Here is a 9,716-nt window from a genome sequence, read left to right as displayed (position 1 = left end):
CGCGGTTTCAGATCATGTTCGCCATTGAGGCGCACGCCGCCGACGCCATGGCCGATCTGGGGGTGATCCCCAAGGAAGCCGCCCGGGTGATCTGGGAGAAGGGGCGTCACGCCCTCTGGGACGCCGACCGCATCGACGAGATCGAGCGCGAGGTGAAGCACGACGTCATCGCCTTCCTCACCCACGTCACCGAGATCGTCGGCCCCGAGGCGCGGTTCCTGCACCAGGGGATGACCTCCTCGGACGTCAACGACACCGCGCTCGCCGTCCAGCTGTGCCGCGCCACCGACCTGTTGCTGGAGGACGTCGACCTGGTGCTGGCCGCGCTCAAGCGCCGCGCCTACGAGCACCGCTTCACCCCGACCGTCGGCCGCAGCCACGCCATCCACGCCGAGCCCACCACCTTCGGCCTGAAGCTCGCCGGCCACTACGCCGAGTTCGTCCGCGCCCGCGAACGGCTGGCCATGGCCCGCTTCGAGATCGCCACCTGCGCCATCTCCGGCGCCGTTGGCACCTTCGCCAACGTCGATCCCAAGGTCGAGGAATACGTCGCCGAAAAGCTCGGGCTGGCGGTCGAGCCGGTGTCCACCCAGGTGATCCCGCGCGACCGCCACGCCGCCTACTTCGCCACGCTGGGTGTGGTCGCCTCGTCCGTTGAGCGCCTCGCCACCGAGATCCGCCACCTGCAGCGCACCGAGGTGCTGGAGGCCGAAGAACCGTTCGAGGTCGGCCAGAAGGGCTCCTCGGCCATGCCGCACAAGCGCAACCCGATCCTCACCGAGAACCTCACCGGCCTGGCGCGCCTGGTCCGTTCAGCCGTCGTCCCGGCCCTGGAGAACGTCACTCTGTGGCACGAGCGCGACATCAGCCACTCCTCGGTGGAACGCGGCATCGCCCCCGACGCCACCGTCCACCTGGACTTCGCGCTGCGGCGCCTGGCCAGCGTCATGGAGCGGCTGGTGATCTATCCTGAAAACATGGCCAGGAACCTCGACCGCCTGGGCGGCCTGGTGCATTCGCAACGCGTGCTGCTGGGCCTGACCCAGAGGGGCCTCTCGCGCGAGGCGGCCTATGCCGCCGTTCAACGCAACGCCATGCGCGTCTGGCGCGGGGAGGGCAATTTCCTGGATTTCCTCAAGGCCGACCCCGAGGTGACGCTGAGCGACGCCGAGCTCTCAGAGCTGTTCGATCTCGGCTATCATTTCAAGCACGTCGACACGGTCTTCGCCCGAGTGTTCGGCGACGAGGCGAACAGCGAAGCGGCCAGGACCGCCGCGCAGTAGACCTACTTGCCTTCGCGCAGACCCTCGCGGGCCTGCGCCAGCAGCTCGGCCATCTTCATCCGCACTTCGCCTTCGGAGACCGCGACGCCGGCGCCTTTCAGGTCCTCGAACACCTTGCGCAGGACGTCGTCCTCGCCGGGCTGCTCGAAGTCGGACTTCACCACCGCCTGGGCATATTCCGCCACATGGGCCTCGGTCAGGCCCATCAGCCCGGCCGCCCATTCGCCCAGCGCGCGGTTGCGCCGGGCGCCGGCCTTGAATTCCTGTTCCTGATCGAGCGCGAACCGCTTCTCGAAACCGCGTTCACGATCGTCAAAGGTGGTCATGGGGTCCCCGGAAAGCGGTGCGCCAAGCGGCGCGAACAGCCGATCCCATATCCCGCACGCCCGCACGCCGCAATCGAAAGGCGGCGCGCCCACGCCGTTTGCGCGCGGGCTCCGCATCCGCTAATTCTGCCCGGCCTCATATCGAGCGAGACGCCGAGTCGGACCCGCGCGCGAGGGATCGCACCGCGCGCGGCTATGGTTGTCCCGACCTGCAAACCCCTCGCCCACGGAGAAGGCGCGACGATGACCCGCCGCAAGAAGATCTACGAGGGCAAGGCCAAGATCCTCTATGAGGGTCCCGAGCCTGGAACCCTGATCCAGTACTTCAAAGACGACACGACCGCGTTTGACGCCACCAAGAAGGCGATCCTCGAAGGCAAGGGCGTGATCAACAACCGCATCAGCGAACACATCATGACGCGGCTGAACACCATCGGCGTGCAGAACCACTTCATCCGCCGGCTGAACCTGCGCGAACAGCTGATCCGCGAGGTGGAGATCATTCCGCTGGAGGTGGTCTGCCGCAACGTCGCCGCTGGCTCGCTGGCCGCGCGGCTGGGCCTGCCCGAGGGCCAGGCGTTGCCCCGCTCGATCATCGAATTCTATCTGAAGGACGACAAGCTGCACGACCCGATGGTGTCGGAGGAGCACATCACCGCCTTCAACTGGGCTTCGACCCAGGAGATCGACGACATGATGGCGCTGACCCTGAGGGTCAACGACTTCCTCACCGGCATGTTCGGGGCGGTCGGCATCACCCTGATCGACTTCAAGGTCGAGTATGGCCGCATCTACGAGAATGACTTCGCCCGCGTGATCCTGGCTGATGAGATCAGCCCCGACTCGTGCCGGCTGTGGGATTCCACCACCAACGAGAAGCTCGACAAAGACCGCTTCCGCCGCGACCTCGGCAACGTCATCGAGAGCTACACTGAAGTGGCGCGGCGGCTGGGGATCATGAAGGAGATGCCGACGGTCATTCAGGGAGGCCTGCACTAGTGAAGGCGACGGTGCATGTGTTCCTCAAGCCCGGCGTCCTCGACGTGCAGGGTAAGGCCGTCGAACAGGCGCTGCACGGGCTGGGTTGGGGCGGCGTCAGCGGCGTCCGTGTCGGGCGAACCCTTGAGTTCGACCTCGCAACGACCGACAGCGCGGCGGCCGAGTTCGAGGTCAAGGCCATGTGCGACAAGCTGCTCGCCAACACGGTGATCGAAAGTTACCGCGTGGAGGTGGCGTGAGAGGAGGGTCGGCCCTCAGTCTGCTCATCTCGCTCCCGATCTGCGCCTGCGCGCCGAGGACCGAGGCGCCGGCCCCCGCAGCCTTCGCGTTGGATTGCGCACAGCCTTTCGAGGTCCAGTCGGCCCGGATCCGTGCGCAACCGCATCTTGTCGCCGCGCCGCATGAGTCCGCCGAGCCCTACAGTTTCTATTCCGCCGACGATGGCCGAAGTTCCTGGCTGATCACCGAGCCGGGCGCGCCTGGACATCCGGCGATCATGATGCAGAGCGCCGTCGGCGGTGCGGTGAAGACCACCGGCTGCCGGTACGGCTCGCAGAAGGGCTATGATCAGCTGATGACCTATCTCGACGGCCTGAAGAGGTGGCGTCGATGAACGCCCCCATCTTCCGGCCCCGCCTCCCCTCGCCCGACACCCAGGATTTCCGCGCATGAAAGCCGCCGTCATCGTCTTCCCGGGGTCCAACTGCGACCGCGACTGCAAGGTGGCCATCGAGCGGTCCACGGGCGCCCAGGTGGACATGGTCTGGCACGGCGACACGGACCTTCCCGACAGCCTGGATCTGATCGTCCTGCCGGGGGGCTTCTCCTACGGCGACTATCTGCGCTGCGGGGCCATGGCTTCGCTGTCGCCGGTGATGGCCGAGGTCAAGGCGGCGGCCGGGCGGGGCGTGGCCACAGTCGGTATCTGCAACGGCTTCCAGGTGCTCTGCGAGGCTCGCATGCTGCCCGGCGCCCTGTTGCGCAACGAGCGTCTCAAGTACGTCTGCAAGGCCGTCGAGCTTGAGGTCACCAACGCCCAGACCCGGTTCACCGCCGGCTATGCCGGACGCCGTCAGGTGGCCATGACCGTCGGCAACGGCGAGGGCAATTTCTTCGCCGACGACCCTACCCTCGACCGGCTGGAGGGCGAGGGCCAGGTGGTGTTCCGCTATCTCGACAACCCCAACGGCTCGGCGCGATCCATCGCTGGAATCGTCAACGCCGGTGGCAATGTGCTGGGCCTGATGCCCCACCCCGACCGCGCCTTTGAGACGGAGCTGGGCTCGGCAGACGGCGCGCTTCTCTTCCAGAGCGCCCTGGCCAGCGCATAGGGCGCCACGCGAAGGTCCCGAGCTTGAGCGGGACGACCCTAAGCAACCAGCGCACGCAGATAGTCGGCGCTGATCCGCACCGCCTCCAGCCGGGCTCGCTCGAACGGCGCTTCCTGTTCGACGAAGTAGTCGCGGACGCCGGCGGCGTGGGAAGCTGGCAGCAGGCGTTGCCAATCGATGATCCCGGAGCCCACCTCGGTCGGGTCCTGCTGGAACGCGAAGTTGGGCCTGGTGGTCGCCCGCACGTCCTTGACGTGCATCTGCCGGAAGCGTCCGGGGTGGGCCTTGAGCAGGGCGAAGGGATCGACGCCGGCCGCCACCACCCAGCCGGCGTCCATCTCGAACTGCACCAGAGCCGGATCGGTATTCTTCAGCAGGATTTCCATTCCCGTGGTGTCGCCCTTGGGCGCGAACTCGACGTTGTGGTTGTGATAGCCGAGGGTCAGCCCGGCCTTGAGCAAGGCAACCCCCTTGATGTTCAGGAGGTCGGCGGTGGCCAACCAGTCGTCAGCGGTCAGCTCCGGACCCAGCCGGGCGAACAGCGAGCGGCGGTCCTCGCCCGAGGTCATCGACGCCAGGATGCGTTCGGGGATGGTGAACATCGGCAGGACGATGTGGCGGATGCCGATGACCCGGGCGTCGGCGATCAGCCGGTCGAGGTCGGCCAGGCTCGGATCGGTGCTGTTGGGGCGGGCCTGCACATGGCTGCTGGGGCAGGTCAGTCCCGCCTTGTCGAACGCGGCGCGCAACTCGGCGGGCGTGCGGCCAAGGTAGCCGGCCATCTCCACGGTCCGGTAGCCGGCCTTGGCCACCTGGGCGAGCTGGCCGTCGAGGTCGTCCTTCAGCGCCGGTCCCAGGGTGTAGAGCTGCAGGCCGATCGGCAGCCCCGTGCGCGTGAAGAACGGTTCGCTCGCCGCCATGGCCGATGATCCCCCCAGACCCGCCGCGCCAGCCAGACCCAGGCCGATCAGGCTTCGCCGCGACAGCTTGGTCATGTCACACCTCCCGCCGATCCCTCGCCGGCCGCCTCCGCGATAGCAGATTTCGACGATGGCCCTAAGCCCATCGGCGGCGCCTCACCTTGGGGCATGCTTGTCGCGCCGCCCGCGGGAGCTAAGGTGTCGCCGACAGTGACGATCACTCAAGCAGGAGGATAGGGCATGGCGGATTTCGGAGGCGACCTCGAGCTTGAGGACTTCCGCAGGGAAGCCTGCGCCTGGCTGGACGCCAACTTCCCCAGATCGCTGGCCGGCAAGGGACACCTGGCGATGGCCGAGCGGTCGTCGCCGGGCGCCGATCTGACGGCCTGGAAGCAGGCGATCGGCGCGAAGGGCTGGGCGACCCCCACCTGGCCGACGCAGTATGGCGGCGGCGGCCTCTCGTCCCAGAAGGCCCGGGTGCTGGCCCAGGAGATGGGCAAGGCGGGCGCCTTCAACCCGCTGATGTTCGGCATGGGTGTCACCATGATCGGCCCGACGATCCTCGACTACGGCACCGAGGCGCAGAAGGCCAAGCACATCCCGCCCATCGTCCGCGGCGAGGTGCAGTGGTGCGTCGGCTACTCCGAACCCAATGCCGGATCCGACCTTGCCTCGCTGCAGACCAAGGCGGTGGACAATGGCGACGGCTGGACCATCACCGGCCAGAAGACCTGGACAAGCGGGGCCCAGTATTCGGAATGGTGCGGCCTGCTGGTGCGCACCGACCCGTCGGCCAAGAAGCATGACGGCATCTCGTTCATGCTGGTGGACATGCGCCAGCCGGCGATCGAGACGCGGCCGATCGCGCTGATCGCCGGAGCCTCGCCGTTCTGCGAGACCTTCTTCACCGACGCGGTCGCGCCCAGGGACGCGCTGCTCGGCCAACTCAACGTCGGCTGGACGGTGGGCAAGCGGCTCTTGCAGCACGAGCGGGCCAGCCAGACCGGGGCCCCGATGGGCGGGCGCAGCGTGCCGCTGAACCAGATCGCCAAGCGCTATGTCGCGCTCGACGCCAACGGCCGCATCGAGGACCAGGACCTGCGCTCGCGCCTGGTCCGCCACGAGATGGACGCCAGGACCCACGGCCTGACCCTGGCCCGGGTGATGGCCGAATCGAAGGAAGCCAATGGCGCCACCAACGGCGCTTCGGTGCTGAAGAACTCCGCCACCCACGTCGCCCAGACCCGCGCCGAGCTGACCCTGGAAATCATGGGCGGCCAAGGGCTGGGCTGGGAGGGCGATGACTTCACCAAAGACGAGATCGAGACGGTCCGCGGCTGGCTCGCGGGCAAGGCGATGTCGATCTACGGCGGCTCGTCGGAGATCCAGAACAACATCATCTCCAAGCGCATCCTCAATCTGCCCGACACGACCCAATCAAGCTGAAGGGCCGGCCGAGCTGATCGGCGGGGCGGGAGCCCTCGCCTACTGCGCCCCACCGCCGCCCTTGGCCGCGGCTTCCTTTTCCTGGGTGCGGGCGCCGGCCAGCATGCCGGGCAGCGCGTAGTTGCCCTCGTGGCAGGCGTATTCGTAGATCACACCTTTCAGCGGCCCGAACTCGTACTCGCCGCCCCAGGGCTGGGCCCACACCGTCGGGTCGTCCAGGGTGTATTGATAGAGCACACGGTCCTTGCCCACCCGGGTGAACCGCTCGGTGACCTTCAGGGCCTTCCAGGCGCCGCGATAGGCCTGGATCTGCGGGATATTGGTGGTCTCGACCACCAGGGTGTCACCCTCGTAGTGGCCGACGGAGTCGCCCATCCACGGTCTCAGGCCGTCGGTGCGATGGGCAGCGTTCAGCCGGATCACCCGCAGATCGTGGACCATCTCGACCTCGATGACCACGGCGTCCTTCGACTGAAAGATCTGATAGTTGTTGTTGTAGAAGCCGTTGGGCAGCATCGGCGGGCCGGCGTTGCGGCCGAAGCCCAGGATGCAGCGTTCGCCCAGCGAGCGGTTCTCCGGATTGTCGAAGGAGCCCAGGCCCCCGCGTCCGCCGCCGAACCCCGGCTGCGGCGCCGCGGTCGGCAGGCGCGTCGGCGGCTGGCCGTTGGCGGTGGTCAGGAACGAGGTGCGCGGCTGGCCGTGCACGCGCATCACCGAGGAGCCGGGATCCAGCCAGCCGCGGTTGTAGCCGCCGACGTCGCCGCCGGCCGCGGCGAACTCCGGACGGATCTTGGCCGCGTCGGCCTTCGGCGCCTCGGCCGGGGCGTTGGGATCGGTGGGCTTGTTGCCCTCCTTGACCTCTTCGACCACCGCGCCTTCCATCTTGGCGACCTCGGCCGGGGTATAGGTCGACCGCTCTCCCAGCGCCGAGGGCCGCACCTCCGGCGTCAGGGTGGCGTTGGACCAGTAGCCGGCCAGGTCCGGCTGGCCCAGCGCGTTGCGCGGCGCCTTGAACGCGGCCAGCTTGAGCGAAGCGGCCTTGGCGGGGGAAGCTTTCGGCTGGGCGGCCGCCGGGCTGGCGAGCGCCAGCGGCGCGGCGCAGAGCGCGGTTCCAACGGCGAGTATGAGGGCGCGATGCAAAGGGCTGGCTCCGGAAATCAGGGGTCCCGCGCGCTGCGCGGCGTCAATTCGATCAGTTTACGAGCCGCCCTGCCACGCGGCAATGCCAGGCCAGACACATATGGCGGCGTGGCGGCGCACAGGGCCATCGCTCCGGACCTCGAACTTCGGCTAGATGCGCCGGCAACCGGGATCGAGGGAGAACAGGCGCATGCAACTGGGACTGGACGGCAAGGTGATCTTTGTCGCGGGGGGCAGCCGCGGCATCGGGCTGGGCATTGTCGAGGCCTGCCTGGCCGAGGGCGCGAAACTGGCGATCACCGCGCGCGGCGCGCAGGCGCTGGAGGCCGAACGCGCCCGGCTGGCCGCCCGATATGGCGAGGACCGCCTGCTGGCCATCGCTGGCGACATGCGCGAGACCGCCGTGATCGAGGACGCGGTGGCCCGCACCGAGGACAGTTTCGGGGCGATCTTCGGCGCCGTGGCCAACGTCGGCCTCTATCCCTGCCCGCCGGGGATCGAGGTGGACGACGACACCTGGGACAAGGGCTTCACCCAGAACCTGGACTCCGCCTGGCGGCTCTCGCGCGCCACGTTGCGCCGGATGACCCCGCGCGGCGAGGGCTCGGTCCTGCTGATCTCCTCGATCGCCGGCCTGGGCGCGCTGGGCACGCCCCTCACCTACGGGACCGCCAAGGCCGGCATGAACCACCTGACCAAGGAGCTGGCGAAGATCGCCGGCGCCAGCGGCGTGCGGGTCAACGCCATCGCCCCCGGCAACATCATCTTCCCCGGCGGCGACTGGGAGACCAGGTCCACCGGCGCCCGCGAAGACGCCTGGAAGCGCTGGATCAAGCGCGAAGTCCCCTTGAACCGCTTCGGCCGCCCCGAGGAGATCGGGTCGGTGGCGGCCTTTCTGCTGAGCCCGCTGGCCAGCTTCGTCACCGGCGCCGTGGTGCCGGTGGATGGGGGCCAGACGCGATAAAGTGTGTTTGGAGGTCGGCCGCTCAGCCGCAGTCTGGCGGGGGGCCGTTGAGCAGGGCGGGCGGCGAGCGATCCGGCGGGGCGCCGGCGGCCGAGCGTTCGGCGCCGACGTCGCGGCTGGCGGTCTCCGCGCGCATGTATTCGGTGGCCCAGGGTTGATCGTCCCAGAGCGACCACCCAGTTCCTCCCCCAGCCCGAAGGGCGATCGGGCGGAGGTGGCTCGGCGCGGATACGCGACGAGACGGAGGGGGTTTCAACTCAGACGCACGAGATATCGTAGGCCGAGACCGCCTCCACGCATCAGTTCGGCCATCACCCGCCCCGCAGCTTCTTGGTGAGTTGGCCCACCATCTCCAGGCCGTCAGCGCGTTCGCGCACCATTAGGAAGAGGCCGCCGCCCGCGCGCTCCCATGTCCGGCCGGCGACGCGGTCGAGTTCAGCGTCGGTCCAGCCTTGCTCGCCCTTGTATTCTAAGACGAATTTGCGGCCATCCGTCAGTTCAGCCACGAAGTCCGGGTAGAACCTCTGGTGCGCGGTCGGCAACCAGAAGGAGGCGCCGTGCCTTGGGATGTTGCGCAACCACCAACGCACTTCGCCCAGGCTATCCAGCACCTGGGCGCACCGTTCCTCCTCGCTGCCCGCCTTGCCGTCGAAGTCGGGAACGCGACCACGGGCTCCCGTTCGACATGGCTGAGGCCGCGCGCGCTGCGTGACGATCAAATCCCCAGCGGCCGGATCGACAGCTGGAACCCCAGCGCCTTGACCACGGCGGCCATGGTCGCCAGCGTCGGGTTGCCTTCGGGCGAGAAGGCCCGGTACAGGGTTTCGCGCGTCAGGCCCGTGTCGCGGGCGATGGCGGCGATGTTGCGCGCGCGGGCCACGTCGCCGATCGCCGAGGCGATGAGCGCCGGATCGCCGTCGGCGAAGGCCTCCTCGAGATAGGCGGCGATGCGCGCGTCATCGAGCAGCACCTCGGCCGCGTCGAACGGTTGGGTCTTCAGGGCCATTTCATATCTCCCTCGCAAGCGCCCGGGCTGCGGCGATGTCACGCCCCTGAGTGGACTTGTCACCGCCACACAGCAGGATCACCAGCACTTCACCGCGCCGCACGAAATAGACCCAGTAACCGGGTCCGAAGTGGATTCGCAGCTCACTCACGCCGTCGCCGACGGGAGCGACGTCGCCGAAATTACCCTCGGCCATCCGCTTGATGCGGATAGCGATCTTCGCCACGGCGCGGGCGTCGCGCAGGGCGTTCAGTCATGCGATGAACCGTTCCGAGCGGCGCACCTCGATCATATGTCAGAT

The 9,716-nt window shown here is 68.2% G+C and carries 13 protein-coding genes; 7 read left to right on the top strand and 6 right to left on the bottom strand.

From position 1 onward, the window contains the following. Positions 1–1,283: adenylosuccinate lyase (purB, locus tag RMN86_RS05455; protein WP_309604819.1), on the top strand; the 1,283-nt coding region annotated here is incomplete at its 5' end. Positions 1,284–1,285: 2 nt separating this feature from the next. Here purB and RMN86_RS05450 read toward each other — a convergent pair. After that, complete coding sequence (locus tag RMN86_RS05450) at positions 1,286–1,609, bottom strand: DUF1476 domain-containing protein (RefSeq protein ID WP_309604818.1); 324 nt, start codon at positions 1,607–1,609, stop codon at positions 1,286–1,288. A 243-nt stretch (positions 1,610–1,852) separates the two neighbouring features. Here RMN86_RS05450 and purC point away from each other — a divergent pair, with 243 nt between their 5' ends. The 4 genes from purC to purQ are packed head-to-tail and all read left to right on the top strand — an operon-like array spanning position 1,853 to position 3,939. After that, positions 1,853–2,608: a phosphoribosylaminoimidazolesuccinocarboxamide synthase gene (purC, locus tag RMN86_RS05445; protein ID WP_309604817.1), complete on the top strand. Its 756-nt coding sequence runs from the start codon at positions 1,853–1,855 to the stop codon at positions 2,606–2,608. After that, entirely contained in the window at positions 2,608–2,847 is a 240-nt protein-coding gene (purS, locus tag RMN86_RS05440; protein WP_309604816.1) for a phosphoribosylformylglycinamidine synthase subunit PurS, read from the top strand. Before purC ends, purS begins: the two co-directional genes overlap by 1 nt. After that, positions 2,844–3,221 (top strand): hypothetical protein, encoded by a 378-nt coding sequence (locus RMN86_RS05435; protein ID WP_309604815.1) that lies wholly within the window; start codon positions 2,844–2,846, stop codon positions 3,219–3,221. The genes purS and RMN86_RS05435 overlap by 4 nt, the downstream gene beginning before the upstream one ends. Before the next feature lie 55 nt (positions 3,222–3,276). Then, the gene (purQ, locus tag RMN86_RS05430; protein ID WP_309604814.1) at positions 3,277–3,939 is read left to right on the top strand and encodes a phosphoribosylformylglycinamidine synthase subunit PurQ; all 663 of its coding nucleotides are present in this window, start codon (positions 3,277–3,279) and stop codon (positions 3,937–3,939) included. 38 nt (positions 3,940–3,977) lie between these two features. Here the strand turns inward: purQ and RMN86_RS05425 are convergent, their stop codons facing one another. After that, positions 3,978–4,934 carry a sugar phosphate isomerase/epimerase gene (locus RMN86_RS05425; protein ID WP_309604813.1) on the bottom strand — a complete coding sequence of 319 codons (957 nt, stop codon included), beginning with the start codon at positions 4,932–4,934 and terminating at the stop codon, positions 3,978–3,980. Positions 4,935–5,099: 165 nt separating this feature from the next. On the opposite strand from RMN86_RS05425, the gene RMN86_RS05420 reads away from it, so the two are divergent. Next, positions 5,100–6,305 carry an acyl-CoA dehydrogenase family protein gene (locus RMN86_RS05420; RefSeq protein WP_309604812.1) on the top strand — a complete coding sequence of 402 codons (1,206 nt, stop codon included), beginning with the start codon at positions 5,100–5,102 and terminating at the stop codon, positions 6,303–6,305. A gap of 39 nt (positions 6,306–6,344) precedes the next feature. Here RMN86_RS05420 and RMN86_RS05415 read toward each other — a convergent pair whose 3' ends face one another. Next, on the bottom strand, positions 6,345–7,445 hold the full coding sequence (locus tag RMN86_RS05415; RefSeq protein WP_309604811.1) for a hypothetical protein: 1,101 nt from the start codon (positions 7,443–7,445) through the stop codon (positions 6,345–6,347). Between the two features lie 190 nt (positions 7,446–7,635). Here RMN86_RS05415 and RMN86_RS05410 point away from each other — a divergent pair, with 190 nt between their 5' ends. Continuing rightward, on the top strand, positions 7,636–8,409 hold the full coding sequence (locus RMN86_RS05410; protein WP_309604810.1) for an SDR family NAD(P)-dependent oxidoreductase: 774 nt from the start codon (positions 7,636–7,638) through the stop codon (positions 8,407–8,409). Positions 8,410–8,720: 311 nt separating this feature from the next. Here RMN86_RS05410 and RMN86_RS05405 read toward each other — a convergent pair whose 3' ends face one another. Genes RMN86_RS05405 through RMN86_RS05395 form a run of 3 tightly spaced genes read right to left on the bottom strand, consistent with a single transcriptional unit; the run spans position 8,721 to position 9,659 of the window. Then, positions 8,721–9,128 (bottom strand): hypothetical protein, encoded by a 408-nt coding sequence (locus RMN86_RS05405; protein WP_309604809.1) that lies wholly within the window; start codon positions 9,126–9,128, stop codon positions 8,721–8,723. Beyond that, the gene (locus tag RMN86_RS05400) at positions 9,125–9,415 is read right to left on the bottom strand and encodes an addiction module antidote protein (protein WP_309604808.1); all 291 of its coding nucleotides are present in this window, start codon (positions 9,413–9,415) and stop codon (positions 9,125–9,127) included. The genes RMN86_RS05405 and RMN86_RS05400 overlap by 4 nt, the downstream gene beginning before the upstream one ends. Position 9,416: 1 nt before the next feature. Beyond that, positions 9,417–9,659 carry a type II toxin-antitoxin system RelE/ParE family toxin gene (locus RMN86_RS05395; protein WP_309604821.1) on the bottom strand — a complete coding sequence of 81 codons (243 nt, stop codon included), beginning with the start codon at positions 9,657–9,659 and terminating at the stop codon, positions 9,417–9,419. Positions 9,660–9,716: the final 57 nt, after the last annotated feature.

Source organism: Phenylobacterium sp., from assembly GCF_031360265.1.
Taxonomy (GTDB): Bacteria; Pseudomonadota; Alphaproteobacteria; order Caulobacterales; family Caulobacteraceae; genus Phenylobacterium.
Note: the sequence above shows the minus strand (reverse complement) of the source record. Positions and strands in the feature narration are given on the sequence as shown.

Bases quoted from the DNA above. Each gene is read 5' to 3' on its own strand.
- RMN86_RS05425 (WP_309604813.1), bottom strand. From the start codon at position 4,934: ATGACCAAGCTGTCGCGGCGAAGCCTGATCGGCCTGGGTCTGGCTGGC.
- RMN86_RS05420 (WP_309604812.1), top strand. From the start codon at position 5,100: ATGGCGGATTTCGGAGGCGACCTCGAGCTTGAGGACTTCCGCAGGGAA.
- purC (WP_309604817.1), top strand. From the start codon at position 1,853: ATGACCCGCCGCAAGAAGATCTACGAGGGCAAGGCCAAGATCCTCTAT.
- purQ (WP_309604814.1), top strand. From the start codon at position 3,277: ATGAAAGCCGCCGTCATCGTCTTCCCGGGGTCCAACTGCGACCGCGAC.
- RMN86_RS05450 (WP_309604818.1), bottom strand. From the start codon at position 1,609: ATGACCACCTTTGACGATCGTGAACGCGGTTTCGAGAAGCGGTTCGCG.
- RMN86_RS05410 (WP_309604810.1), top strand. From the start codon at position 7,636: ATGCAACTGGGACTGGACGGCAAGGTGATCTTTGTCGCGGGGGGCAGC.
- RMN86_RS05400 (WP_309604808.1), bottom strand. From the start codon at position 9,415: ATGGCCCTGAAGACCCAACCGTTCGACGCGGCCGAGGTGCTGCTCGAT.